The organism is Microtetraspora malaysiensis, assembly GCF_001528665.1.
GTDB lineage: Bacteria > Actinomycetota > Actinomycetes > Streptosporangiales > Streptosporangiaceae > Microtetraspora_A > Microtetraspora_A malaysiensis.
Map to the genome: position 1 here is coordinate 346,528 of NZ_BBYJ01000008.1, position 23,746 is coordinate 370,273.

Annotated in this window: 26 protein-coding genes; 11 read left to right on the forward strand and 15 right to left on the reverse strand. The window is 72.1% G+C overall.

Annotation, left to right across the window (positions count from 1 at the left end):
* Positions 1 to 9: 9 nt before the first annotated feature.
* Both AWQ71_RS11805 and AWQ71_RS11810 read right to left on the reverse strand, forming a co-directional pair.
* Positions 10 to 1,233, reverse strand: a complete 1,224-nt coding sequence (locus AWQ71_RS11805) for an HRDC domain-containing protein (protein ID WP_067131282.1) — start codon at positions 1,231 to 1,233, stop codon at positions 10 to 12.
* A gap of 3 nt (positions 1,234 to 1,236) precedes the next feature.
* Entirely contained in the window at positions 1,237 to 1,833 is a 597-nt protein-coding gene (locus AWQ71_RS11810; protein WP_067131285.1) for a DUF3000 domain-containing protein, read from the reverse strand.
* Between the two features lie 658 nt (positions 1,834 to 2,491).
* Here AWQ71_RS11810 and hemE point away from each other — a divergent pair.
* Entirely contained in the window at positions 2,492 to 3,529 is a 1,038-nt protein-coding gene (gene hemE / locus AWQ71_RS11815; RefSeq protein WP_218001744.1) for a uroporphyrinogen decarboxylase, read from the forward strand.
* Between the two features lie 15 nt (positions 3,530 to 3,544).
* Here the strand turns inward: hemE and AWQ71_RS11820 are convergent, their stop codons facing one another.
* Positions 3,545 to 4,594, reverse strand: a complete 1,050-nt coding sequence (locus tag AWQ71_RS11820) for a DUF4349 domain-containing protein (RefSeq protein WP_067131291.1) — start codon at positions 4,592 to 4,594, stop codon at positions 3,545 to 3,547.
* A 186-nt stretch (positions 4,595 to 4,780) separates the two neighbouring features.
* Here AWQ71_RS11820 and hemG point away from each other — a divergent pair, with 186 nt between their 5' ends.
* The 3 genes from hemG (at position 4,781) to AWQ71_RS11835 (ending at position 7,808) form a co-directional block, all read left to right on the forward strand.
* The gene (hemG, locus tag AWQ71_RS11825) at positions 4,781 to 6,235 is read left to right on the forward strand and encodes a protoporphyrinogen oxidase (RefSeq protein WP_067131294.1); all 1,455 of its coding nucleotides are present in this window, start codon (positions 4,781 to 4,783) and stop codon (positions 6,233 to 6,235) included.
* Between the two features lie 18 nt (positions 6,236 to 6,253).
* Entirely contained in the window at positions 6,254 to 6,955 is a 702-nt protein-coding gene (hemQ, locus tag AWQ71_RS11830) for a hydrogen peroxide-dependent heme synthase (protein ID WP_067131297.1), read from the forward strand.
* A 304-nt stretch (positions 6,956 to 7,259) separates the two neighbouring features.
* On the forward strand, positions 7,260 to 7,808 hold the full coding sequence (locus AWQ71_RS11835; protein ID WP_067131300.1) for a hypothetical protein: 549 nt from the start codon (positions 7,260 to 7,262) through the stop codon (positions 7,806 to 7,808).
* Between the two features lie 16 nt (positions 7,809 to 7,824).
* Here the strand turns inward: AWQ71_RS11835 and msrB are convergent, their stop codons facing one another.
* Positions 7,825 to 8,229: a peptide-methionine (R)-S-oxide reductase MsrB gene (gene msrB, locus AWQ71_RS11840; protein ID WP_067131608.1), complete on the reverse strand. Its 405-nt coding sequence runs from the start codon at positions 8,227 to 8,229 to the stop codon at positions 7,825 to 7,827.
* Positions 8,230 to 8,591: 362 nt separating this feature from the next.
* On the opposite strand from msrB, the gene ligD reads away from it, so the two are divergent.
* Positions 8,592 to 9,590, forward strand: a complete 999-nt coding sequence (gene ligD, locus AWQ71_RS11845) for a non-homologous end-joining DNA ligase (protein ID WP_067131303.1) — start codon at positions 8,592 to 8,594, stop codon at positions 9,588 to 9,590.
* Positions 9,591 to 9,601: 11 nt separating this feature from the next.
* Here ligD and AWQ71_RS11850 read toward each other — a convergent pair whose 3' ends face one another.
* The gene (locus AWQ71_RS11850) at positions 9,602 to 10,006 is read right to left on the reverse strand and encodes a hypothetical protein (RefSeq protein WP_067131306.1); all 405 of its coding nucleotides are present in this window, start codon (positions 10,004 to 10,006) and stop codon (positions 9,602 to 9,604) included.
* Positions 10,007 to 10,144: 138 nt separating this feature from the next.
* Here AWQ71_RS11850 and AWQ71_RS11855 point away from each other — a divergent pair, with 138 nt between their 5' ends.
* Both AWQ71_RS11855 and AWQ71_RS11860 read left to right on the forward strand, forming a co-directional pair.
* The gene (locus AWQ71_RS11855) at positions 10,145 to 10,882 is read left to right on the forward strand and encodes a pyrimidine reductase family protein (protein WP_067131309.1); all 738 of its coding nucleotides are present in this window, start codon (positions 10,145 to 10,147) and stop codon (positions 10,880 to 10,882) included.
* Entirely contained in the window at positions 10,866 to 11,945 is a 1,080-nt protein-coding gene (locus AWQ71_RS11860) for an ATP-dependent DNA ligase (RefSeq protein WP_067131312.1), read from the forward strand. Before AWQ71_RS11855 ends, AWQ71_RS11860 begins: the two co-directional genes overlap by 17 nt.
* Positions 11,946 to 11,966: 21 nt before the next feature.
* Here the strand turns inward: AWQ71_RS11860 and AWQ71_RS11865 are convergent, their stop codons facing one another.
* From AWQ71_RS11865 to AWQ71_RS11875, 3 genes are read right to left on the reverse strand one after another with little or no spacing between them, the layout of a single operon-like run.
* On the reverse strand, positions 11,967 to 12,275 hold the full coding sequence (locus AWQ71_RS11865; RefSeq protein ID WP_067131315.1) for an AzlD domain-containing protein: 309 nt from the start codon (positions 12,273 to 12,275) through the stop codon (positions 11,967 to 11,969).
* A complete protein-coding gene (locus tag AWQ71_RS11870) occupies positions 12,272 to 12,988 on the reverse strand; it encodes an AzlC family ABC transporter permease (RefSeq protein WP_067131318.1) in 717 nt (238 codons plus the stop codon). Before AWQ71_RS11870 ends, AWQ71_RS11865 begins: the two co-directional genes overlap by 4 nt.
* A 9-nt stretch (positions 12,989 to 12,997) precedes the next feature.
* On the reverse strand, positions 12,998 to 13,852 hold the full coding sequence (locus AWQ71_RS11875) for an AraC family transcriptional regulator (RefSeq protein WP_067131321.1): 855 nt from the start codon (positions 13,850 to 13,852) through the stop codon (positions 12,998 to 13,000).
* Between the two features lie 178 nt (positions 13,853 to 14,030).
* Here AWQ71_RS11875 and AWQ71_RS11880 point away from each other — a divergent pair, with 178 nt between their 5' ends.
* Positions 14,031 to 14,783, forward strand: coding sequence for a Clp protease N-terminal domain-containing protein (locus tag AWQ71_RS11880; protein ID WP_245658226.1), 753 nt, complete (start codon positions 14,031 to 14,033; stop codon positions 14,781 to 14,783).
* A 71-nt stretch (positions 14,784 to 14,854) separates the two neighbouring features.
* On the opposite strand, the gene glgX is transcribed toward AWQ71_RS11880, so the two are convergent.
* The 3 genes from glgX to AWQ71_RS11895 form a co-directional block, all read right to left on the reverse strand.
* The gene (gene glgX, locus AWQ71_RS11885) at positions 14,855 to 16,984 is read right to left on the reverse strand and encodes a glycogen debranching protein GlgX (RefSeq protein WP_067131328.1); all 2,130 of its coding nucleotides are present in this window, start codon (positions 16,982 to 16,984) and stop codon (positions 14,855 to 14,857) included.
* A 214-nt stretch (positions 16,985 to 17,198) separates the two neighbouring features.
* Positions 17,199 to 17,627, reverse strand: a complete 429-nt coding sequence (locus tag AWQ71_RS11890) for an OsmC family protein (protein WP_067131330.1) — start codon at positions 17,625 to 17,627, stop codon at positions 17,199 to 17,201.
* A gap of 119 nt (positions 17,628 to 17,746) precedes the next feature.
* Complete coding sequence (locus AWQ71_RS11895; RefSeq protein WP_245658227.1) at positions 17,747 to 19,222, reverse strand: ankyrin repeat domain-containing protein; 1,476 nt, start codon at positions 19,220 to 19,222, stop codon at positions 17,747 to 17,749.
* An 81-nt stretch (positions 19,223 to 19,303) separates the two neighbouring features.
* Between AWQ71_RS11895 and AWQ71_RS11900 the strand changes: the two genes are divergently transcribed.
* The 3 genes from AWQ71_RS11900 (at position 19,304) to AWQ71_RS11910 (ending at position 21,581) form a co-directional block, all read left to right on the forward strand.
* Positions 19,304 to 20,179 carry a DUF1707 SHOCT-like domain-containing protein gene (locus AWQ71_RS11900; RefSeq protein ID WP_084258793.1) on the forward strand — a complete coding sequence of 292 codons (876 nt, stop codon included), beginning with the start codon at positions 19,304 to 19,306 and terminating at the stop codon, positions 20,177 to 20,179.
* A gap of 221 nt (positions 20,180 to 20,400) precedes the next feature.
* Positions 20,401 to 20,901, forward strand: a complete 501-nt coding sequence (locus AWQ71_RS11905) for a SigE family RNA polymerase sigma factor (protein WP_067131336.1) — start codon at positions 20,401 to 20,403, stop codon at positions 20,899 to 20,901.
* A complete protein-coding gene (locus AWQ71_RS11910; protein ID WP_067131339.1) occupies positions 20,901 to 21,581 on the forward strand; it encodes a hypothetical protein in 681 nt (226 codons plus the stop codon). Before AWQ71_RS11905 ends, AWQ71_RS11910 begins: the two co-directional genes overlap by 1 nt.
* Here the strand turns inward: AWQ71_RS11910 and AWQ71_RS11915 are convergent.
* The 4 genes from AWQ71_RS11915 to AWQ71_RS11930 form a co-directional block, all read right to left on the reverse strand.
* The gene (locus AWQ71_RS11915; protein ID WP_067131343.1) at positions 21,578 to 21,874 is read right to left on the reverse strand and encodes a type II toxin-antitoxin system Phd/YefM family antitoxin; all 297 of its coding nucleotides are present in this window, start codon (positions 21,872 to 21,874) and stop codon (positions 21,578 to 21,580) included. The genes AWQ71_RS11910 and AWQ71_RS11915 overlap by 4 nt on opposite strands.
* Before the next feature lie 100 nt (positions 21,875 to 21,974).
* On the reverse strand, positions 21,975 to 22,724 hold the full coding sequence (locus tag AWQ71_RS11920) for a sirohydrochlorin chelatase (protein ID WP_067131346.1): 750 nt from the start codon (positions 22,722 to 22,724) through the stop codon (positions 21,975 to 21,977).
* A 50-nt stretch (positions 22,725 to 22,774) separates the two neighbouring features.
* Positions 22,775 to 23,503, reverse strand: a complete 729-nt coding sequence (locus tag AWQ71_RS11925) for a phosphoadenylyl-sulfate reductase (protein ID WP_067131351.1) — start codon at positions 23,501 to 23,503, stop codon at positions 22,775 to 22,777.
* 32 nt (positions 23,504 to 23,535) lie between these two features.
* Positions 23,536 to 23,691 (reverse strand): DpnI domain-containing protein, encoded by a 156-nt coding sequence (locus tag AWQ71_RS11930; protein WP_067131354.1) that lies wholly within the window; start codon positions 23,689 to 23,691, stop codon positions 23,536 to 23,538.
* Positions 23,692 to 23,746: the final 55 nt, after the last annotated feature.

Here is a 23,746-nt window from a genome sequence, read left to right on the forward strand (position 1 = left end):
CGGCGGTGGTCAGCTGGTGCTCTTGGCGTCCAGCCGCTGGAGCGCCTTCGCCATCGGGACCGCCGTCAGGGCGATCTGCCACTGCCGGGCGCCCAGCTCGGCGAGCCGCGCCGCGATCGACTCCTCCGACAGGTCGGCGGGCGGCTCCCAGGTGAGCCGTCGTACCGCATCGGGTTGCAGGAGGTTCTCCGTCGGCATCCGGTGCTCGTCGGCGAGAGCGGCGATCACCGCTCGGGCGGCCGCCAGCCGCCGCGCCGCCGCCGGGTCGCGGTCGGCCCACCGGTTGGCCGGAGGCGGGCCGTCGCCCGGCCCCATCGGCTGGGGCAGATCGGGGTCCGGCAGCGTCCGGCCCCGGGTGACCGCGGTGAGCCAGGAGCGCAGATGACGGCGCGCGCTGCGGCCGGTGAACGGGGCGATCTCGGTCAGCGCCTTGGTGGTGCGCGGCAGGTCCAGCGCGGCCTGCACCATCGCGGAGTCCGGGAGCACCCGGCCGGGAGCGAGGTCGATCTCCCTGGCGATCTCGTCGCGCAGCGTCCACAGCTCGCGGACCACGGCCAGGCCGCGCAGCGACCGCACCCGATGGATGCCCGACGTGCGCCGCCAGGGGTCGCTGCGCGGAGAGGCGGCCGGAGCCGCGAGGATCGAGGAGAACTCCTCCATCGCCCACTCCAGCTTGCCGCTGGAGGTCAGCTCGGCGGACAGCGCGTCCCTGAGCTCGACCAGCACCTCGACGTCGAGCGCGGCGTAGCGCAGCCAGTCCATGGGGAGGGGCCGGTTCGACCAGTCGGCGGCCGAGTGGCCCTTCTCCAGCCGCAGCCCCAGCACGACCTCGACCATCGTGCCCAGTCCGACCCGCTCGTAGCCGAGCAGCCGGCCCGCGAGCTCGGTGTCGAACAGCCTGCGCGGCCGGAAGCCGAGCTCCGTCAGGCACGGAAGGTCCTGCGTGGCGGCGTGCAGGACGATCTCGTGGTCGGCGACGGCCTCGTGCAGGGCGGTCAGATCGGGGCAGGCGACCGGGTCGATCAGCGCGGTGCCTGATCCGTTGCGGCGTAGTTGTACGAGATAGGCGCGGCCGCTGTAGCGGTAGCCGGAGGCGCGCTCGGCGTCCACCGCGATCGGGCCGCTGCCGGAGGCGAAGGCGCGCACGACCGCCGCGAGCGCGGCATCATCCTCGATGACGGGCGGGATTCCCTCACGCGGCTCCAACAAGAGCTGAATTTCAGGTTCGGTCACGAGTTACGGGGCTTTCGGATCTTCACGACGCGCCGGGCGGAGCCGCAGCGCCGCGACATCGGGTGGAAGGGGTGGGATGCCGGCGGCGAGGCACATCAGATCGCACCAGGCGGCGGCGTGGGCGGACAGGTCCTCCTCGAGGGGGGACCAGGAGGCCCGCAGCTCCAGCTCGGTGGTGACAGGATCGTCGGCTTTGTTACCAAAACCCTCGGAGACCGCTCGTGTCACCGTGCCACCGGCCGCCGCGTAGGCCGCGCCGTGCGCGTCGAGCGACTCGGTGAGCCAGCTCCAGGCCACCGGCCCGAGCAGTGGATCGCTGGTGATCTCCGGCTCCATGTCGGCGCGGACGTACGCGACCAGGCGGAAGCGCCCTTCCCAGCCGCGCTGGCCGTCCGGGTCGAACAGCATGATCAGCCGGCCGACGGCCAGCTCGTCGTCATCCCGGTAGACCGAGGCCCCGACCGCCCCCGAATAGGGCGCGAGGCGCTGCGGCGCGGGGATGTCCTCCAGCTCGATCTCCGGCCTGACCTTGGCGGGCCGCAACGTCTCCAGCGCCCGCCGGAAGGCGGCCGGAGGCACGGGCGCGTCACCGAGGGTCATAGCCGAAGCGTAGGCCGGATTCGGGAGTGCGCGAAGCAGGGGGATGGCTGTGGGGGGCATACGTACCGATCAAACCGAGGCCGTCGCAAGCAACAGGGCGAATCCGCAGGTCGTGCACACCCGTTCGGGACAGTCGTCGTGAGCGTCGGGGCAGGGCGGCTGTTCGAACGCGCGCTCGGCGCCGCAAGCGGCACAGTGCTCAGTGCGGTGTTCGGAGGAACTCCACATCGACGTCATCGCTCCGGGGCCTCTCGTCGGATCCACGGTTGTGTCCCAAGTGATCGGGACTGATCTGACGTTGACATGTTCCGCCGACATTTCCCCGCAACGCGCTCGGCGTGTCTCGAAAGTGGCATTGGAATCGATGCTGGAACCCCGATTGCGAACACTTTGCCGAGCAAGGAGGCGAACCTCACGAAGCGGAGAACCTCACCTTACCGATGCTTGGCGCGGAGTGTACCCTCGGCGCCCGCGACACGCGCGTGAGGGACCGTCCGGCGGGACCGGCGTACGAACATGGGCGGCCGGGCGGGCCGGTCCGGGGGCGGGCGTCCCGGGGCGCGGAGCGGCGCGACTCCCGGCGGGGGTAGGGGAGTCGCGCGCCGGCACGCGCGCGACCGGTGCGTGGACCGGGCCTGTGACATGGGACGCTGGTGGCGTGACTGCCCACCTTGCCGATTCAGCCTTCCTCCGCGCCTGCCGCCGCGAACCCGTCCCGCACACGCCCGTCTGGTTCATGCGCCAGGCCGGCCGGTCACTCCCGGAGTACCGCCGGGTGCGCGAGGGCACCTCGATGCTCGCCGCCTGCGCGACGCCGGACCTCGTCGTCGAGATCACGATGCAGCCGGTCCGGCGGTACTCGACGGACGCCGCGATCTTCTTCAGCGACATCGTGGTCCCGCTCAAGGCCATCGGCATCGATCTCGACATCCAGCCCGGCGTCGGGCCCGTGGTGGGCAGCCCGATCCGGGACGCCTCCGGCGTCGCCGCGCTGCGGCCCCTCGAACCGAGTGACGTGCCGTACGTCACCGAGTCCATCCAGGCCCTGGTGAAGGAGCTCGACCGGGTCCCGCTCATCGGCTTCGCGGGCGGCCCGTTCACACTCGCGTCGTACCTCATCGAGGGCGGGCCCTCGAAGAACCACGACCGGACCAAGGCGATGATGTACGGCGCGCCGGAGCTGTGGCACGAGCTGATGGACCGGCTCACCGCGATCACGCTCGCGTTCCTGCGCGTCCAGGTGGCCGCCGGCGCCTCCGCGGTCCAGCTCTTCGACTCGTGGGTGGGCGCGGTCGCCCCGGCGGACTACCGCACCTACGTGCTGCCGCACACGAGCAGGATCTTCGCGGGGCTGGCGGACCTCGGTGTGCCGCGCATCCACTTCGGGGTGGGCACCGGCGAGCTGCTCGGCCTGATGGGGGAGGTCGGGGCCGACGTCGTGGGCGTCGACTGGCGGGTGCCGCTCGACGAGGCGGCGCTCCGGGTGGGCCCGGGCAAGGCGCTCCAGGGCAACCTCGACCCCGCCGTCCTGCTCGCCCCCTGGGACGTCGTGGAGCCCCGCGCCCGTGACGTGCTGGAGCGCGGACGGGTGGCCGAGGGGCACGTCTTCAACCTCGGCCACGGTGTCCTGCCCTCCACGGACCCCGACCAGCTCGCGCGGCTGGCCGACTTCGTCCACGAGGCGTCCGCCCGCTGATCCCATCAGGGGGAGTTACGGCGCGTCCGGCTCCGACTCCTGCCCGGGCGTCGGCTCCGGTCCCCGCGGTGCGCCGGATTCGCTCTCCTGACGGGCGCTTTCGGCCTGGGGCCGCGCGCCGGCTTCGGCCCGCTGCCACTCACCCGGCGGCGGCACCCGGAGCGGCCGCGCCTCCGCCGTACGGCGCGCCGCGCGGCGCCGGGTGATCGCGATGAGGGGCAGGCCGATGACGGCGCCCAGGACGAGCCAGGGCAGCAGTACCCCCAGCACGACGAGGCCGACCTCGACCGACCCCACCAGCGCGTTCCAGCCGGCGTGGAGGCCGGCGAGGAACCCGGACTCCTTCGGCTTGGGCTTGGGCTTCGGGGCGGCCGGACCGGCCAGGCTCAGGGTGACGGTCGCCATGCCGGTCTGGGCGGCGAGCGCCTTCTGCCGCGCCTGGAGCGACTCCAGCTCGGCCTCGCGGTTGGAGATCTCCCGCTCGATCTCCAGGATCTCGCCGATCTTGTTCGCCTTACGCAGCAGCGTCCGGAACTGGTCGAGCGTGGACTCGGCGGACTTCACCCGGCTGGCCACGTCGGCGACCTCCTCGGTGACGTCCTGCGCGCCCTGGTGCAGCGACTCGCGCTTGCCGAGGTCGCGGCCGAGCTGGGTCAGCACGTCGGGGTACCGGGCCGGAGGGATCTTGAACGTGACGACGGCCTCGTCCCGGCTGGAGAAGGAGTTGCTCCGTTCCTCGGAGACGTAGCCTCCGGCGACGGTCACGATCTGCTTGGCCTGGTCGGTGGCGGCGGGGACGTCCTTCACCCGGACGGTCAGCTGGGCCGTGTAGATCACCGCTCGGGCGTCGGGCACGACCGTCGTCTTCTCGGGGGAGCCCGCCGCTTCATCCGCCGAGCCGGCGTACGCCTCGCTGCTGGCCTGTGTGGCGGGACGGGCGGACCTGGGGGCGGAGGCGGCCTCGTCACGGGCCACCCCCGAGGAGGAGCCGCCCTCGGCGCCACACCCGGCGATCAGGAAGGCGGTCGCGATGATTACTGCCGTTCCGTACCGGAATCTGGTCATGTTCGGAAAGACGGGGCGGGGAGGGCGCGGGTTCGGCGACCGGAGTCACGGTCCCGTCACAGGTCTCGCACTGGACGGTCACGCTCGCCAGGCCGCGCCGCCACGAGGATCACGCCGCTTCCGGCGTACGTCATGCGGTCACGCCGGTTCGGGGACCGCCCCAACCGAGGGGTAGCTTTGACGTTTATGGAAGGAACCCCAGCTCCACGCCATGTCGTGGTCGTCGGCGGTGGCATCGCCGGCCTGGCCGCCGCCCTTTACTTGCGGCGCGGCGCCGCGCACGAGATCCGGATCACCGTCCTGGAAGGGGCGCCGGGGATCGGCGGCAAGCTGCACGTCTCAGAGGTCGCCGGGCTGGAGGTGGACGCCGGGGCCGAGGCGATGCTGGCCCGCCGTCCCGAGGGCAAGGAACTGGCCCGGCTGGCCGGCCTCGACGACATGCTGGTCCATCCGGGCACGACGCACGCGTCCATCCTGTCCAGGGGGGCGCTCCGCCCGCTGCCCGCGGGCCAGGTGATGGGAGTGCCGTCCGACCTGGGCGCGCTCGCCTCCTCGCGCGTCCTGTCCCCGGCGGGGCTGGCCCGCGCCGCGCTCGACCGGGTTCTCCCGCCGAGCCCGGCCACCACGGACGTCTCCGTCGCGGCCTACGTCCGGGCCCGCGTCGGCTCCGAGGTCGTCGACCGCCTCATCGAGCCGCTGCTCGGCGGCGTCTACGCCGGCCGTTCCGAGATGCTCTCCCTCCAGGCGACCATGCCGCAGATCGCGAAGATCGCGCGTACGGAACGGTCCCTGACGAGGGCCGTCGCGGACATCGTCGCGGCGGCGCCCAAGGACGCCGGGCCGGTCTTCACCACGCTCAAGAACGGCATGGGCAGCCTCCCCGAGGCGGTCGCGAAGGCGTCCGGCGCCGACGTCAGGACCGGCGTGACGGTGCGCGAGCTGATCCGCATCCCGGGCGGCTGGCGGCTCGTCACCGGCCCCAACGGGGACGAGGAGGTCGTCGAGGCCGACGCCGTCGTGCTCGCCGTGCCCGCCACCGCGGCCTCCCGGCTGCTGCGGCGCGAGGTGCCCGGCGCGGCGGCCGAGCTGGCCGGGATCGAGTACGCCAGCATGGCGATCGTCACCCTGGCCTACGCGAGGGACGCCTTCCCCGCGCCGCCGTCCGGCAGCGGCTACCTGGTCCCGCCGGTCGAGGGCCGGCCGGTCAAGGCCGCGACCTTCAGTACGATCAAGTGGCCGCACCTGGCCGAGGCCGACCCCGGCGTGATCATGATCCGCTGCTCCATCGGACGCCTGGGGGAGGAGCACGTCCTCCAGCGGGACGACGCCGACCTGGTGGCGACGGCGGTGGCCGAGATGGCCGAGGTCACGGGGGTGGCGGCGTTCCCGCTCGACACGCGGGTCACCCGCTGGGGCGGCTCCCTGCCGCAGTACAACGTGGGGCATCTCGACCGGGTCGCCCGCATCCGCGCGGCGACGGCCATCCAGCCCGGCCTCGCGCTCTGCGGCGCGGCCTACGACGGCGTGGGCATTCCGGCGGTCGCCGCCAACGCCCGTACGGCGGCGGCCGAGATCCTGGCCCACCTGGCCGCCACCGACGCCCGGTACGCGGCCGGGGCGGCCGAAGACCCCGAAGTGTGAGAAGGAAGAATGGAACATATGACGGACGGCACGACGCGTCCCAAGGCGCGTGATCTCAACCAGGTGATCCGGTACACCATGTGGTCGGTCTTCCGGCTGCGTGATCAGCTTCCCCAGAGCCGCGACGGCGTCGCCGACGAGGTCGACGAGTTGCTGGCGCAGGCGGGCGGCAAGGACGTTGTGACGCGGGGCTGCTACGACGTGTCCGGGTTCCGCGCCGACGCCGACTTCATGTTCTGGTGGCACGCGCCCACGGCGGAGGACCTGCAGGAGGTCTACTCGCGCTTCCGCCGCACCGCGCTGGGCCGCGCCAGTGAGCCGGTCTGGTCCGCGATGGCGCTGCACCGGCCGGCCGAGTTCAACAAGTCGCACATCCCGGCCTTCCTCGCGGATGAGGAGCCGAGGGGGTTCGTTTCGGTCTACCCGTTCGTCCGCTCCCTGGAGTGGTACCTGCTGGACGACGTCGAGCGCCGGACGATGCTCGCCGAGCACGGCAGGATGGCCCGCGACTTCCCGGACGTGCGGGCGAACACGGTGGCCTGCTTCGCGCTGAACGACTTCGAGTGGATGCTCGCTTTCGAGGCGGACGAGCTGCACCGCATCGTCGACCTCATGCGCCACCTGCGCGGGGCCGAGGCGCGGCGGCACACCCGGGTGGAGATCCCGTTCTTCACCGGGCGCAGGAAGCCCGTCAGCGAGCTGGTCGCGGAGCTGCCCTGACCGCTGTGCCGCGTTCCACCCGACGCCCGCCGGCCTCATCCGGCGGGCGTCACGCGTTTCCGGCCGCTCGGTGCGACCCCCGGAGATTCCGCGCGTACGGCGCCCGCCGCGGGGTAGGAATCGCGAAGATCGAGCGCGTCATGGGGAAAGATCTACCTCGCCGTACCAAATGCCGGGAACCACCGATATGATCTCGTTATCTTTGTCATACTCGGGCAAAGCCCCTAGGTCGTTGTGAGGCGAGGTGTTGAGCGTTCTGGCACGGTCCAAGGGTCGTCGGAGGAAGCGGCGGACCAAGGCGCGCGTGATCAAGGCGTCCGTCGGTCTGGCGGTCGTCGCCGCCGGCGTGGCCGTGTCGCGGCCGCTGCTCGCCGGGGCGGACGGGACGCCGGCGCCGGTCCGGGCGGCCGCCGTGGCCCCGGTGGCGAGCTCCGGCGCCGCCGCCTCCAGCGGTGATCTCACCGTGACCAGCGCGGGCGGCGCGGCGAGCTCCGGCCGGGTCGCGAGGTCCAAGGGCGAGGTGACCGCCTCCGGCCGCTCGAAGTACACGGACGACCAGGCGGTGGCCTATTTCACCAGCCGGTGGGACGACAAGACGACCAAGCGGGTGCGCGACATCCGCACGACCGGCCGGTACCTGCGGATCTACACCAACCTGTCGGAGAACGCGAGCAACTCCAAGTCCGCGATCACTCTGTGCAAGAGGGGCCTGGAGTACCTCAAGGAGATCGGCGAGTCCAACCCGGTCGTCTTCGTCCAGGCGAAGTACGGCCAGAACGGGAACCCCGTGCTGGCCAACATCCTCGGCCCGGACGACGACACCTGCCGCGTCACCCACCCCAAGCCCAGGTGACCGGCGCCGCCGGGGATCACCCGGCGGCCGGCTCCAGGGTCAGGCAGACCGAGTTGATGCAATAGCGGTCGTCGGTGGGCGTCGAGTACCCCTCGCCGTGGAAGACGTGCCCGAGATGCGAGTCGCACCGGGCGCAGCGGACCTCCACCCGGGACATGCCCAGCGAGTCGTCCCGGATCAGGGTGACCGCGTCCGACTCCGACGGCTCGTAGAACGACGGCCAGCCGCAGTGCGACTCGAACTTGGCCCCGGAGCGGAACAGCTCGGCTCCGCAGGCGCGGCAGGAGTAGACGCCAACGGTCTTGGTGTCGACGTACTCCCCGGTGAAGGGCCGCTCGGTGCCGGCCTGGCGGAGCACGCGGTACTCCTCGGGCGACAGCTCGGCGCGCCACTCGTCGTCGCTCTTGATGACCTTGTCCATGTTCGCCTGCCTGTGGATGATCGCGTCAGTCATGTGGTCATCGCGTAGAACCACGCGGAGCGCGGAGACCTTCCCGGCAGAGTTCTTTCCGGGCGAAGCATCCTTCGGAGGTCGTTTCGGCGTCTTCACTGGTGAGAGGGCCGATCCTCCCGCCAGGGAGGCCCGGCCGTCCCGCCGTCGAGGCGGCGAAGCGCCCTACCCGTGCTGGACGCCGCCCGTGCGGCAGGAGAGGTGCCGCCCTGCGGGGCGGCACGCCGGGTCCGTCCCGTCCGACCTCCCGGACCGGCGCCAGGTGTCGCGCGCCGGTCGCCGAGAGTAGAGGTCCGGGACGGGCCCGTCTCCACCCGGGTAAGGTCGCAGGCATGGCTTCGCCGTACATCGAGATCGAGGCGGGCGGTCGGACCGTCAAAGTGACCAACCCCGACAAGATCTACTTTCCGGGCATCGGGGCCACCAAGCGCGAGCTGGTGGAGTACTACGTCAGCGTGGGCGACGGCGTCATGCGCGCCCTGCGCGACCGCCCGACGCACCTCAAGCGGCACCCCGACGGCGTCGAGACCGAGGCGATCTACCAGAAGCGGATGCCGCGGCATCCCGACTGGATCGAGACCGTGCAGGTGCGCTTCCCCAGTGGGCGCACGGCGGACGTGTTCCGCCCGACCGAGATCGCCGCCGTCGCCTGGTGCGCCAACCTCGGGACGATCGACTTCCACCCCTGGGCGGTCCGGGCGGCGGACGTGGAGCACCCCGACGAGCTGCGCGTCGACGTCGACCCGCAGCCGGGCACCGGCTTCGACGAGGCGCGCAAGGTCGCCTTCGTCGTCCGCGAGATCCTCGCCGAACTCGGCGTGCGCGCCTTCCCCAAGACCTCGGGCAGCCGCGGCATCCACATCGCCGTGCGCATCCGTCCCGAGTGGACCTTCACCGAGGTACGGCACGCGGGCATCGCGCTGGCGCGGGAGGTGGAGCGGCGCGCTCCGGGCCTCGCCACCACCGCCTGGTGGAAGGAGGAGCGCGGCGAGCGGATCTTCATCGACTACAACCAGAACGCCAGGGACCGCACCGTGGTCGCCGCCTACTCGGTGCGCGCCCGTCCGGAGGCGCAGGTCTCCGCGCCGGTCACCTGGGACGAGCTGGCCGACTGCGATCCGCGCGACTTCGACGTCAAGACGATGCCTGAGCGCTTCGCCCGGCTTGGCGACGTCCACCGCGCCATCGACGACGAGGCGTTCGGCATCGGCGCGTTGCTGGAGTGGTACGCCGCCGACGAGCGCGGTGACCTGCCCTACCCGCCGAACTATCCGAAGATGCCCGGCGAGCCCAAGCGCGTCCAGCCGTCCAAGGCCCGAAGCGACGACTGACCCCGGGAGGGTCACAGGCGATCCGCGGTCGAGGCGGCCAGCAGCACCAGGACGAACGTGGCGACCCCGACGATGCCGTGCAGGGCGACCGCGACCACCGGGAAGCGGCGCTCGGAGCCCCGGGCGTGACGACCGCCGCCGATCCAGCGGGTGAACAGCGTGAACCCGAGCAGCGCGACGGCGGTCAGCACGGCGAAGGCCGCCCAGGCGTACGAGCTGTCGCGGGTGCGCAGGAAGGCGACCCACAGGCCGAGGCCCGCGACCGCGAGCGCCGGGTGAGCGATGATCAGCACGGCGGGGAACGCGGTGACCTTCGTCTCCTGCCGCCGCGGGCCGCCGCCCGCCAGCCACAGCACCAGCAGGCGGAGCCCTGCCAGCGAGGTGACGATCCAGACCGCGAGAGCGGCGTGTTCCACGCGTCTCCTCCGGAGCGGACGGGAGACAGGTGTCCCGGCCTGTCGCGCCGCTGTGGCTCGATCCAACACCGTCCGTTCAGAGGTGGGAACAGGGGACATCGAAACGTTATGTCGGGGAGATGTGCCACTGTAGAGAGCGTGCGCCGCATACATCCCGACATTGAAGACGACCCGGATCTTGTCGCCGCCTACGCCCAGCCCCCGGGCGAGTGGCTGCGGATCAACATGGTGGCCAGCGCGGACGGCGGCGCCTGGCTCAAGGGCCTGTCCGGTGGCCTGTCCAGCGAGGGCGACCGCCGGATCTTCGGCATTCTGCGCGGCCTCTCCGACGTGATCCTCGCCGGTGCCGCCACCGTGCGCACCGAGGGGTACGGCCCGGCCCGGCCGCGCGAGTCGTGGCGGGCACTGAGGGCGGGCCGCCCGCCCGCCCCTCCGGTCGCGGTGGTCACCCGGCGGCTCGACCTGGACCTCGGCAGCCCGCTGTTCACCGAGACCGAGCCGTACGCGCGGACGATTGTGATCACGACCGAGTCGGCGCCCGCCGACCGGCGCGCGGAGGCGGCCAAGAACGCCGACGTCATCGTCGCGGGGGAGTACCGCGTCGATCTGACGCTGGCGGTGCGCGAGCTGCGTGACCGCGGCCTGGCCACGATCCTGTGCGAGGGCGGGCCGCGGCTGAACGCCCAGCTCGCCGCCGCGGGCCTGGTGGACGAGCTGTGCCTCACCCTCAGTCCGCTGCTGATCGGCGGCGACGCGGCCCGCATCCTGAACGGCAGCGCCTCGCAGACCCGGCTGGGGCTCGCCCAGGTCCTCCAGGAGGAGGGGTTCCTCTTCTGCCGATACGTGAGAGAGGTGTCGGATGAACTTGCCGGTTGAGCCGCCCGTGGCCCCCATGCTGGCCAAGGCGGTGAAGCGGCTGCCGCCGCAGGACGGCTCGCTCTTCTACGAGCCGAAGTGGGACGGCTTCCGCTGCATCGTTTTCCGGGACGGCGACGAGGTCCATCTCGGCAGCAGGAACGAGCGCCCGTTCACCAGGTACTTCCCCGAGCTGGTCCAGGCGGTCCGCGAAGAGCTGCCCGAGCGGTGCGTCGTCGACGGGGAGATCGTGGTCATGAGCGGTCAGACGCTCGACTTCGACGCGCTCCAGCAGCGCATCCACCCGGCGGAGTCCCGGGTGCGGCTGCTCGCCGAGCGGACGCCCGCGTCGTTCGTCGCGTTCGACCTGCTCGCGCTCGGCGACGAGAACCTGATGGCCACGCCGTTCGCCGAGCGGCGGGCCCGGCTGGAGAAGGCGCTGGCCGACGCCGGCCGGTCGGTCCGGCTCACCCCGGTCACCCGGGACGAGGGCCGGGCCGCCGAGTGGTTCGACGCGTTCGAGGGCGCCGGGCTCGACGGCATCGTCGTCAAGCCCGGCACGCTGCCGTACGAGCCGGACCGGCGGGTGATGTTCAAGGTCAAGCACGAGCGGACCGCCGACTGCGTCGTGGCCGGATACCGCGAGCACAAGACCGGCGACGTGGTCGGCTCGCTCCTGCTGGGCCTGTACGACGCCGAGGGGCGGCTGCACCACGTGGGCGTGGTGGCGGCGTTCCCGATGAAGCGCCGCGCCGAGCTGGTGGGGGAGCTCGCGCCGTACCGGCTGGAGGAGCTGAGCGCGCACCCGTGGGGGGCGTGGGCGGCGCAGTCCGGCGAGACGGGCCCCGACGGCCAGCGGATGCCCGGCGCGGTCTCCCGGTGGAACGCCAAGAAGGACCTGTCGTTCATCCCGCTGCGGCCCGAGTTGGTGATCGAGGTCGCCTACGACCACATGGAGGGCGACCGGTTCCGGCACACCGCCCAGTTCCGCCGCTGGCGCCCCGACCGCGAGCCGTCCTCGTGCACGTACGAGCAGCTCGAACGGCCCGTCGCCTACGACCTGGGCGACATCCTGCCGCGCTGATCGGGCCGCTTCACCGGTGCCTCAGCCGGTGAGCGCGCGTACGGCGGCGGTCACGACGATGGCGGCGCCGACGACCACGAGGAACGGCGCCCGCAGCAGCAGCGCGACGGCCGCCGCGGCGAGCCCCGCGGCGCGCGCGTCCACGACCAGGTCCCGGCCGCTGCCGAAGGTCTGGATGGCGGTGAGCGCGGCCAGCATCGCGACCGGCACGAGGGCCGCGAGCCGGCGCACCAGGGGCCGCTCCAGCAGCCCGGCGGGCACCGACAGGCCGAGCAGCTTGACGGCGTAGCAGCCGAGCGCCGTGACGGCGACGGCGATCCAGACGGTCATGGGCGCGCCTCCTTGCGGCGGGTGACGATCAGAACGATCGGCGCGGCCAGCGCGGCGACCAGGACGGGGACACCGGCCGGCAGCAGCGGCAGGCAGGCCAGTGCCAGCACGACCGCGAGGACCGCGACCAGCGTCTCCTGCCGCCCCTTGAGCATGGACCCGAGCAGCGCCAGGAAGACGGCCGGGCCGGCGGCGTCCAGCCCCCAGGCCGACGGATCGCCGAGCGCCTCCGCTCCGAGCGCGCCGAGGAGCGTGGTCAGGTTCCACAGCGTGTACAGGGTGACCCCGGTGACGGTGAAGCCGAGCCGCGCGGAAGCCCGGTCCGGCTGCGCCATGGCGACGGCCGACGTCTCGTCGATGATCCAGTGCGCGGCGAGCGGGCGCACCGGGCCGGGCAGGCGCAGCAGGTGCGACAGCCGCAGGCCGTAGAAGGCGTTGCGCACCCCGAGGAACAGCGCTCCGGCCACCGCGGCGGCGGGGTTGCCGCCCGCCCCGAGCGCGCCCACGAGCGCGAACTGCGACGCGCCGGTGAACACGAAGAGGGAGAGGACACACGTCTGGGCCAGGCTCAGCCCGGCCCCGGCGGACGTCACGCCGAAGGCGAACCCGGACAGGCCGACGGCGACGCCCACACCCAGGGCGTCGCGCACGACCGCCGCCCGAGGGCGGCTACCTGTCTGTTCTCGCGGGATCTGTATGGATTCCGTGGTCACGGCCCGAGGTTACGCAGCCCCGCCAAAACGGTCTTGTACGTTCTTGCGCTCCCGCTGGTACGCCCCGGGTGGTACTCCGAGGACCCGACTGAAGTGCCGGTTCAGGTGAGGCTGGTCGGTGAAACCCACGGCGACGGCCGCGTCGGCGGGGCTGACCCCGGCGTCCAGCAGGTGGCGGGCCCGGCGGACCCGCGCGTCGGTGAGCCAGCTGTGCGGCGGCATGCCGTACGCGGCGCGGAACGCCCGCAGCAGTGCGAACGGGCCGGTGCCCACCTCGGCCGCGAGCCGCTCAAGGGAGGGAGGGTCGGACATCCGGGCCTCCAGGATGGCCCGGGCCGTCGCGGCCTTCCGTGCGCCGGCCCCGCGTGGCCGTGACGCGGGGAGCGCGGAACCGTGAAGGCGGAGCAGGCGGGCCACGGTGAGCCGCAGGAGCGTGTCGGCGGCGAGGTTGTTGCGCTCGTCCACGGCCCGCAGGACCTCGGTGACGAGGCGCACGGCGGGCGGGTCGTGGGCCACGGGGACGGCGAACCCGGCGGTCCCCTTGATCGAGGTCGTCTCGGCGGCGATCGCCGCGACCAGCGCGGCCTCGGGATAGACGGCGCTGTAGGTCCACCCCTCCGGCACGCCCGGGCGGCCGGTGTGCGGCGTGTCAGGGTTGATCAGCGCGAGGCCGCCGGGCCCGGCGCGTTCGATGCTGTCGCGCACGTGGAACTCCTCGACGCCCCTCGTGATCGCGGCGATGACGAAGTTCTCGTGGGTGTGCCGGATGAAGGTCTTGCTGATGTAGCGGGCCCGGAGCAGGTCCACCCCCGGGAGTCCGGGGTGCCGCCAGTGCCGCGCCTCCTCTTCCTCGTCCGGGTTCATGTACCGATTGTCCGGGAAGCGCCCGGGGAATCCGGCAGCAGGTCCGGAACCCGGCGGGAACGGGGAGACGATCGCCGCCCTGTTCCCGGCGGAGGGCGGCCCGATTTTCGTCGTCAACTGAGGGTTGACGATTAGGTATCGTCAACCTACCGTTGACGATATGGAGAATCCCGTTTCCGTGACGAAGTCCGTCCGCCTCGACGACCTGATCGAGGCGATCAAGAGGGCGCACTCGGACGCCCTCGACCAGCTCTCCGACGCGGTCATCGCCGCCGACCACCTCGGCGAGGTCGCCGACCACCTGATCGGCCACTTCGTGGACCAGGCGCGGCGTTCCGGCGCCTCGTGGACCGAGATCGGCCGGAGCATGGGGGTCACCAAGCAGGCCGCCCAGAAGCGGTTCGTGCCGAAGGCCTCCGCCGAACCCGCCGACCTCGACCCGAACCAGGGGTTCCAGCGGTTCACCCCGCGGGCGAGGAACGTCGTGGTGGCGGCGCACAACGAGGCCGGCGCGGCCGGCAGCGAGGAGGTCCGTCCCGCGCACCTGGCGCTGGGCCTGCTGAGCGAGCCGGAGGCCCTCGCCGCCAAGGCGATCGTCGCTCAGGGCGTGACGCTGGACGCCGTCCGGCAGGCCGTGACCGAGACGCTCCCGCCGCCCGCCGAGCGGGCGCCCGAGGTGATCCCGTACGACGCGCAGGCGCGCAAGGCGCTGGAGCTGACGTTCCGGGAGGCCCTGCTGATGGGCCACAACTACATCGGGACCGAGCACATCCTGCTGGCGCTGCTGGAGCTGGAGGACGGGACGGGCCCGCTCTCCGGGCTCGGCCTCGCCAAGCCGGCCGTCGAGGCGAACATCAAGGCCGCCCTCGCCGCCGTCGTGGCATCCCGGCAGGCGGTGGACCGAGCGGGCGAGGAGAGCCAGGAGGGCTGACCTCCGCGGATCGTCCCTTGGGACGCGCGGGCCGGGGCCGCCGAGCACGCGCCCGCCGCCGGACGCCTCTGTCAGGCGGGCTCGTCCCCGGCGCAGCACAGGATCTGGACGGATCGGGCGGCCACGGAGACGTCCACGCCCGCCGGCCAGACCTCGCCGGGGAGGGCGTCCCGCCTCGGAGCGTCGTCCTCCGTGTCGAGCACGGGACGCCACCGGTCGCCGAACTCCGTGCCCGGCAGGGTGAACGTGAGGCTCTCGTGGTGGGCGTTGATCAGCAGGAGGAACGAGTCGTCCGTGATCCGCTCGCCCCGGGGGCCGGGCTCGGAGATGGCGTCGCCGTTGACGAAGACCGCCAGCGACTTGGCATAGCTCGCGTGCCAGTCGGCCGAGGCCATCTCCTTGCCCGACGGCGTGAGCCAGACGATGTCGCGCAGGTCGTCGTCGGCCCTGCGGCCGTAGAAGAACCGGCGGCGGCGGAACACCGGATGGTCGCGCCGGAGCGCGGCGAGCCGCCGGACGAACTCCAGGAGACCGGCCTCGCCGCGGGCCAGCGACCAGTCGACCCAGGAGATCTCGTTGTCCTGGCAGTAGGCGTTGTTGTTGCCGTGCTGGGTGCGTCCGAACTCGTCGCCGGCGAGCAGCATCGGGACGCCCTGGGAGACGAAGAGCGTGGCCAGGAAGTTGCGCCGCTGCCGCCGCCGCAGCGCCGCGATGCCGGAATCCTCGACCGGCCCCTCGGCGCCGCAGTTCCACGAGCGGTTGTCGTCGGTGCCGTCCCGGTTGTCCTCGCCGTTGGCCTCGTTGTGCTTGCGGTTGTAGGAGACCAGGTCGGTGAGCGTGAACCCGTCATGGCAGGTGACGAAGTTGATGGACGCCACCGGGCGGCGGCCGCTCTGCGCGTAGAGGTCGCTCGACCCGGTGAGGCGGGAGGCGAACTCGGGCATCGTGCGCGAGCCGCCACGCCAGAAGTCGCGCACGGAGTCGCGGTACTTCCCGTTCCACTCGGTCCACAGCGGCGGGAAGTTGCCCACCTGGTATCCGCCCGGCCCGACGTCCCACGGCTCGGCGATCAGCTTGACCTGCGAGATCACCGGGTCCTGCTGGATCAGGTCGAAGAAGGCCGACAGCCGGTCCACGTCGTGCAGCTCGCGGGCGAGCGCGGCGGCGAGGTCGAACCGGAAGCCGTCCACGTGCATCTCCAGCACCCAGTACCGCAGCGAGTCCATGATGAGCTGCAGCGCGTGCGGCGAGCGGACGTTCAGCGAGTTTCCGCAGCCGGTGTAGTCGAGGTAGAAGCGCCGGTCGGAGTCGTGCAGCCGGTAGTAGGCGGCGTTGTCGATGCCGCGGAACCCGAGCGTGGGGCCCATGTGGTCGCCCTCGGCCGTGTGGTTGTAGACCACGTCGAGGATGACCTCGATGCCCGCCTCGTGCAGGGCGCGGACCATGGCCTTGAACTCCTGGACCTGCTCGCCCCGCTGCCCGGCGCTGGAGTACGCGTTGTGCGGAGCGAGGTAGGCGATCGTGTTGTAGCCCCAGTAGTTCGTCATGCCGCGCGCCACCATCGCGTGCTCGGGGACGAACTGGTGGACCGGCATCAGCTCCACCGCCGTCACGCCGATCGACAGCAGGTGCTCGATCACCGCCGGGTGGGCCAGCCCGGCGTAGGTGCCGCGCTGCTCCGGCGGCACGTCCGGGTGCCGCATCGTCAGGCCGCGCACGTGCGCCTCGTAGATGACCGTCTCGTGGTACGGCGTGCGCGGCGGCCGGTCGTTGCCCCAGTCGAAGAACGGGTTGATCACCACGTTCTTCGGCATGTACGGCGCCGAGTCGCCGGTGTTCCGCCGTCCCGGGTCGGTGAAGTGGTAGGAGAACAGCGCTTCGTTCCAGCGCACGCCGCCCTCGATGGCCTTGCTGTACGGGTCGAGAAGCAGCTTGGCGGGGTTGCACCGGTGGCCCAGCTCCGGCTCGTACGGCCCGTGGACGCGGTAGCCGTACCGCTGGCCGGGCATCACGCCGGGCAGGTAGCCGTGCCAGACGAAGCCATCCATCTCGGGCAGGTCGACGCGGGTCTCGGTGCCGTCGTCGTCGAACAGGCACAGCTCGACCCGCTCGGCGACCTCGGAGAACACCGAGAAACTGGTGCCCACGCCATCCCAGGTGCCACCGAGTGGATACGGCTCTCCAGGCCAGACTTCGCGCATGTGCCCCCATTCTCCTCTCGGCAGGGGGCTTCGTGTACCCCAAAAGATCTGCGAGATCCAGCCCAGTTTTGTCCGCCTTTATGCGGATTCATCACCTTATGTGAGGTTCGCTGTGCCGGATTCCTCCCGAGCCGGAGGCGGCAGGGAAGGCGGGGGGAACACACGCGCGGACCCCCGCCGGGCCGGGACGGCCGCGACGGGGGTCCGCAGCGGTTCAGCCGACGAGCTCGGCGTTCAGCGTGATGGTGGTGCCCGCGAGCGCCTTGCTCACCGGGCAGTTGGCCTTGGCGCCCTCGGCCGCCTGCTGGAAGTCCTCGGCCGAGATGCCGGGGACCTGGCCGCGGACCGAGATCACGATGCCGGTGATGCCCTCACCCGGCTGGAAGGTGACGTCCGCCCGGGTCTCCAGCGACTGCGGCGGCGTCCCGGCCTTGGCCAGGCCGTTCGACAGCGCCATCGAGAAGCAGGAGGAGTGGGCGGCCGCGATCAGCTCCTCGGGGCTCGTCTTGCCGTTCGCCTGCTCCGCCCTGGACGGCCAGGAGACGTCGAACGTGCCGACCCCGGAGGAGTCGAGCGAGACAGTGCCGGAGCCGTCAAGGAGCGCGCCCTTCCACTGGGTGGTCGCGGTACGGGTGGTCGCCATGGCGATATCCCTTCAGTCGTTCAGGTGCCCATCTTCAATGCCATCAGCGACCCTAACGCCGCCGGGTCCGCCGACGGAGGACCGGCCCGCGATCAGCGCTGCCCCGGGCCGGGCCCGCGTCAGCGGATGACGGTCTCGATCTCCAGGCCGAGCCGCGTCGCGCCCTCCAGGGCCAGGTCGCGCGCGTAGTCGTCGTCAGTCTCCGACAGCACCCGGTGGATCCCGCCGATCGCCCGCCGGTCGCCCCGTTGCGCCAGCCCGCGCGCGGCCTCGGCCACCGTCGAGATGTCGCGGTCGGCCAGCCGGGCGGCCAGGGCCTCCCGGATGCGCGGGGTGTCGGCGTCCAGGCCGGCCAGGCCCATGGTCGCCCAGTCGCGGACCTCGGCGTCGTCCTCCTCGGTGAGCCGTACCAGCCGGGCCAGGCCCTCCTCGTCGCCCGGCGGCAGCACGGCGGCGAGCGCCATGGCGTCCTTGCAGGACGGCCGGCGCCCCGGCCGGTCCAGGATCTCCAGCACCTCGGGCAGCGCCTCCGCGTCGGCGTGGTGCGCGATCGCGCTGAGGAGCGCGTCGACGACCTTGGGCTCGGTCTCGGTGGGGGCCATCCGCCGCAGGATCGCCAGGCTGCGCTCGCGGAAGGGCCGTACGTCCGCGTCGTAGCCGAACTGCGCGAGCACGTCCACCGCGAACTCGCGGTCCTGGGGGTCGCCGCTGTCGCACAGCTCCGCCGCGGCCTCGAACGTCTCCTCGTCATGGCGTTTCTGCAGTGCGTGCACCGCCGCCCACCAGGTCTCGCCGTCCTCGTCGAGGTCCAGGTACGGCGCGGCGCGGGCCACCAGCTCCTCGGCCGATGTGCGCAGGCCGAGCGCCTCCTCCAGCAGGATCGTGATCGCGGCGTGGCCGCGCTGGCGGGCGGTCCGGAAGCCGTCGCCCTTCGCGTCCCTGGCCTCGGCCATGATCAGCTCGGTGCCGTCGGCGGCGTGGTCCTTGGCCACCATGATCGCCCACCCGGGCTCGGCGTGCCGGGTGACCTCGTCGCGCAGCTCCGCCTCCAGGTCGATGGCCGACCAGCGGCGCGCGATGTCCAGCGCGGTGTCGCCCGCGCCGTCCGGCAGCGCCGGATCCGCCCCGTGCTCCAGGAGCGACCAGACGACGCCGTACGCGCCGAACCGGGCGGCCGCGGTGAGCGGCGTGTTGCCCGCGTCGTCCGCGGTGTCAGGGGCCGCGCCCGCGTCGAGCAGGATGTCCGCGGATCTGAGATGGCCCTGGGTGGCGGCCCACAGCAGGGCGGTCCACCCGCCGGCCTCCGCGGCGTCGGGGTCGGCGCCCCCGTCCACCAGGGCCTGGACGGCTTCCCAGTGGTTCCAGGAGGCGGCCGCGCAGAGGGGGAGCCCCTCGTCCTTCCCCCCGCTCGCCCGGTCCGGGTCGGCCCCGTATTCCAGCAGCAGCCGGACCATCTCGTGGTCGCCGTGGACGGCGGCGCGGTACAGCGGGGTGGTCCCGGGGGCGCGGTTCAGATCCGTGTCGGGATGGAGCATCCGCCGCACGCTGTCGACATCGCCCTCCGAGACCGCGTGCAGAAGCTCACGGTACGTCACTCTTCCATGGTCACACAGGTGGACAAATGCTTCCTTCCCAGGGAGGAGGGGCGGCCGCATTCCCCGGGATAGGGTTGCCCCGTGAGTGATCTGGGTGGAATGCGGGCATCCGACGCCGAGCGGGAGGCAGTGGTCGAGCGGCTGCGTGAGGCGTCGGTGGACGGGCGGCTGACCCTCGCCGAGCTTACGGAGCGCACGGAGGCGGCCTACCTGGCCCGGACCCACGCTGAGCTCGCCCAACTCACCGCGGACCTGCCCGGAGGCGCGCCCGCGCCCGCCTACCACCCGCCCGCGCCCGCGTCCGCCCCCGGCGGCGGCGGGAAGCTGCGCAAGTGGATCGTCGCGGTCATGGGCGACGCCAAGCGGCAGGGCACCTGGCGCATCGACCAGGAGATCGGCGCGGTCTGCGTCATGGGCGACGTCACGCTCGACCTGCGCGAGGCCGAGGTCCGCACCAACACGATCGACATCGTCGCGACGTGCGTGATGGGCGACCTGAAGATCATCGTGCCGGACGGCGTGGACGTGGAGCTCTCCGGTTTCACGTTCATGGGGGACAAGAAGGTCGAGGTGGTCGAGGCCCCGCCCAACCGGAACGCCCCCGTGGTCCGGGTCAAGGCGTACGTCGTGATGGGCGACGTGAAGATCATCGGAGACTCGCGGGCCAAGCCGATCAAGCGCGGCTGGTTCGCGTGGAGCGAATGGTGGCAGGAGCGCCGCGTCGAAGCGGGCTACGGCCCCCGCCACGAGCTCGGGCACGATATGCGCCGGCTGCACCAGGAGGGCCGTCAGATGCTCGGTGAGGCGCGGGACGCGTTCCGCGACATGCGCCGCGAGGCCCGGGAGACCCACAGGGAGATGCGCAGGGACGAGCGCGAGGCGCGGCGGGAGGCCCGGGACACCTGGCGCGCGGCCCGCGACGGCTACCCGCCGGAGTCTCCGGAGCGCTACCGCTAGTGGGGCGTCCGCGGGCCTGGGCCAGGGCGGTCACCGCGCCGTAGGGAACCTCCGGTCCTCGCGAAGCCCGCTCGCGCTGGGCCAACGCTTCGGTCCTCGCTCCCTTCCGCTCCGTTCCCTCGGCCAGCGCTGAGATCTTCGCGTTCGCGCCCGCGTGCAACACCTTGCCCCGGTTCGGGAGTAGTGATCGGTGACGGTCTCACCGAACGAATGAGGGCTCCATGCGGAATCGGGCGGATTTCGAACGCTACGTTGAGCAGCGGTCGGCTCGCCTGCTCCGTACGGCGTACCTGCTGTGCCGCGACTGGGCGACGGCCGAGGACCTGCTGCAGACCGCGCTCGCCCGGGCATGGCTGGCCTGGAGGAGGGTCGGCGACAACCCCGACCCGTACGTCTACCGCATCCTGACGAACACGCACGCCTCCTGGTGGCGGCGCAGATGGCGGGCCGAGGTCCCGGCCGCCGACCTGCCCGACACCGCGGTCGCCGACGAGGCCGACCTGGTCGGCGCGCGCGACGCCGTACGGCAGGCGGTTGACGGCCTCCCGCCCCGGCAGCGCGCCGTGATCGTGCTGCGGTACTTCGCCGACCTGCCGGACACGGAGATCGGCGAAATCCTCGGATGTTCGGTCGCGACCGTACGGAGCCAGGCGAGCAGGGCGCTGGCCAAGCTGCGCGTCGATCCCGCGGCACGCGCCGCGACCAACCTGGGGAGCCGATGATGGCCATCACCGAATCCGACCTTCGCGACATCCTGGCCGCCGGCAGCGGGGACGGCCCCGGCCGCGGCGTGGCCGTGGCCGACGTTGAACGGCGGGCGCGGCGCATCAGGCGGCGCCGCTTGGCCGCCGTGACCGGCGTCCTCACCGCCGGTCTGGCGGTCGCCGGTGTCCTGACGGTCCCGCGCACCGTCACCGCCGAGGTCCCCGACGACATCTGGACCGCGGTCATGGCCCAGCCCGAGCCCTCGACGTCGCCGCGCGCGTCCATGTACAGGTCGGTGGGGAAGCTCGCGGAGCGGAAGTACCAACGGGCCGGCGAGAAACAACGCTTCACCTACCGGAACGGGAAGGGCATCCCCGCCCTCCAGATCAGGTGCCCCGACGCCCCCTCGTACGCCATCGTCTGGATGAACGGGATCCGGGCGGATGACCAGCCCTGCGGCAGGTTCGAGGGGAAGCGGTTCGATGGCCAGGTCTTCGACCACTACTCCTCATGGGGGAAGAACGGGCTGAACACGGTCGAGGTGCTGGTGGTCCCGGCGAAAGATGTGCCCGGTGAGGTGTGGCCCAAATGGACCAGACTCCGCCCGGAGGAGAGCGACGCCGTCGTGGCGAAGGCCAGGCCGTACCAGGCCGACTGGAGCGTGACCGTGTGGGACATGGTTCCCCGCTTCTCCTAGAGCGCTGTCCGCAGACGCTCCTCCTCCCTCATGCGGATGAGCTCTTCCGCGGCGTTGACGTCGTCGTACGGCTCGGTGTCCACCTGCTCAAGGAACTCGCGCAGGTTCCCCGATCCCGGGGTGGCTCGGCCTTGGGCCACCCATTCGTCGAGGATCGTCGTCGGTCCAGGCACGGGAACCAGCCGCGCGACGGTGCGGCCGTCCTTGATCACCTCGATGGTCTCGCCCGCCAGGGCCTTGTCGAGGCAGTCCGCGGCGTGGTCGGCGAACTCGGTGACTCCGATGCGTTCCATAGCTTCCATCATGCGTTTCACGAGGTCACCGTAGAGCCGCGCACCCTGCTTTGTAGCCGAAACGACACGATGGGTAGTTGAAATATTGCTCTGGGTGGTTCTAGGCGGTCGCGGCGGGTTCCGGTCGGCGGACGGCCTGCTCGTAGCGTTCGAGCAGGAGCGTGACGAGCTCGGGGGCCGGGCCGAGGACATCGGCGACCCGGTCCGCGCCGGCCGCCAGCGTGTCGCGGCGGACCTTGTCCGCGAAGTGGCCGGGGGCCAGCAGATAGGGGGCGACGACCACCCGGGGCGCTCCGGCGCGCGACAGCCGTACGACCTCGTCCGCGGGGGCCGGGGCGGCGGCCGAGGCGTAGGCGGCGGTCACCGACCACCAGGAGCGGCGCCGCGCCCAGGAGCGCGCCACCCGGGCCACCACGGCATTGGCGCGGGGGTCGCTCGAACCGGCGGAGACCAGCACGACCGCCGTCTCGGGGTCGCCCGCCTCGACCCTGGCCTCCGCCAGGCGGCGCTCCAGGGCGGCGACCAGCAGCGGGTGGGGGCCGAGCGTCGGCCCGAGCCGGGCCCGCAGGAGAGGGCGGCGGGCGGACGCCTCCCGCAGCGCGGCCGGAATGTCCACCCGGCTGTGGTAGGCCGCCGTGAGCAGCAGCGGCAGCACGACGGCCTCGTCCAGCCCCGAAAGGGCTCGGGCGAGGGTCGGCGGCGCGTGGTCCAGGTAGGCCGTCCGCACGTCCAGGTCGGGCCGCGCGAGCCGTACGCCGTCGAGCAGGGCCTCGACCGCCGTGGCGGCGCGCGGGTCGCGGGACCCGTGCGCCACGGCGATCAGCGGCGGTGCGGTCGGATGGGCGTTCACGGGCGGCTCTTCCAGGTCTCCTCTGGCGCGGACGGGGCGGCGACGGGCGGTCAGAGGTGGATGCCGCACTCGATCTTGCCGAGCCCGGCCCACCGGCCGCTGCGCGGGTCCTCGCCGGGCGCGACCCGCCGGGTGCAGGGCGCGCACCCGATCGAGGGGTAGTCGTCGTAGTGCAGCGGGTTGATCAGCACCCCGTTGTCGGCGATGTAGTTGTCGACCTCCTCCTGGGTCCACCGCGTGATCGGGTTGATCTTGACCATCTGGCGCTTGGCGTCCCACTCGACGACCTTGGTGTTCGCCCGGGTCGGCGACTCGTCGCGCCGGATGCCCGAGACCCAGGCGAGGTACGGTTCGAGCGCCCGGTTGAGCGGCTCCACCTTGCGCAGGTAGCAGCACAGGTCGGGGTTGCGGCCGTGCAGCCGGGGCCCGAGGTCGCGGTCCTGCTCCGCGACCGTGCGGGACGGCGTCACGTTGATCACGTTGACGTTGTAGACCGCCTCGACCGCGTCACGGGTGCCGATCGTCTCGGCGAAGTGGTAGCCGGTGTCGATGAACAGCACGTCGACGCCGGGCTTGACCCGGCTCACCAGGTCGATCAGCAACGCGTCGCTCATCGAGGAGGTGAGACAGAGGCGGTCGCCGAACGTGGCCGCCGCCCACCGGATGATCTCGCGGGCGGGCGCGTCCTCAAGGAACCGCGCGGCGGACTCGACGATGCTCTGCAGGTCGAGCACGCCGCGCTGGCGTTCAAGACCTTCCTCTATCTCCACCAGGGTCATGACTACTCCTCAAACGTCGTACTTCGAGGGGACTAGCTGTGCCGTACGCCGATGCCGAGGAACTTCACCCGGAAGGCGCGGGCGCACGAGCGGCAGTACCAGCCGTAGCTCTCCTCTTCGGAGGCATACGGCTCAAGGTCTTCGTCGCCGCAGTAGGGGCAGTAGTAGGGAGCCGCGCGCTCGCTCATGACCCCTCCTCGCCTGGCGGCTCGGAGTCGCATTCGCGAATCGCACTGCCCTTAT

Coding starts and splice junctions, on each gene's coding strand:
- AWQ71_RS11810 (WP_067131285.1), bottom strand. CDS start 1,833: ATGACCCTCGGTGACGCGCCCGTGCCTCCGGCCGCCTTCCGGCGGGCG.
- AWQ71_RS11820 (WP_067131291.1), bottom strand. CDS start 4,594: ATGACCAGATTCCGGTACGGAACGGCAGTAATCATCGCGACCGCCTTC.
- hemG (WP_067131294.1), top strand. CDS start 4,781: ATGGAAGGAACCCCAGCTCCACGCCATGTCGTGGTCGTCGGCGGTGGC.
- hemQ (WP_067131297.1), top strand. CDS start 6,254: ATGACGGACGGCACGACGCGTCCCAAGGCGCGTGATCTCAACCAGGTG.
- msrB (WP_067131608.1), bottom strand. CDS start 8,229: ATGGACAAGGTCATCAAGAGCGACGACGAGTGGCGCGCCGAGCTGTCG.
- ligD (WP_067131303.1), top strand. CDS start 8,592: ATGGCTTCGCCGTACATCGAGATCGAGGCGGGCGGTCGGACCGTCAAA.
- AWQ71_RS11860 (WP_067131312.1), top strand. CDS start 10,866: ATGAACTTGCCGGTTGAGCCGCCCGTGGCCCCCATGCTGGCCAAGGCG.
- AWQ71_RS11865 (WP_067131315.1), bottom strand. CDS start 12,275: ATGACCGTCTGGATCGCCGTCGCCGTCACGGCGCTCGGCTGCTACGCC.
- AWQ71_RS11875 (WP_067131321.1), bottom strand. CDS start 13,852: ATGAACCCGGACGAGGAAGAGGAGGCGCGGCACTGGCGGCACCCCGGA.
- glgX (WP_067131328.1), bottom strand. CDS start 16,984: ATGCGCGAAGTCTGGCCTGGAGAGCCGTATCCACTCGGTGGCACCTGG.
- AWQ71_RS11890 (WP_067131330.1), bottom strand. CDS start 17,627: ATGGCGACCACCCGTACCGCGACCACCCAGTGGAAGGGCGCGCTCCTT.
- AWQ71_RS11905 (WP_067131336.1), top strand. CDS start 20,401: ATGCGGAATCGGGCGGATTTCGAACGCTACGTTGAGCAGCGGTCGGCT.
- AWQ71_RS11910 (WP_067131339.1), top strand. CDS start 20,901: ATGGCCATCACCGAATCCGACCTTCGCGACATCCTGGCCGCCGGCAGC.
- AWQ71_RS11915 (WP_067131343.1), bottom strand. CDS start 21,874: ATGGAACGCATCGGAGTCACCGAGTTCGCCGACCACGCCGCGGACTGC.
- AWQ71_RS11925 (WP_067131351.1), bottom strand. CDS start 23,503: ATGACCCTGGTGGAGATAGAGGAAGGTCTTGAACGCCAGCGCGGCGTG.
- AWQ71_RS11930 (WP_067131354.1), bottom strand. CDS start 23,691: ATGAGCGAGCGCGCGGCTCCCTACTACTGCCCCTACTGCGGCGACGAA.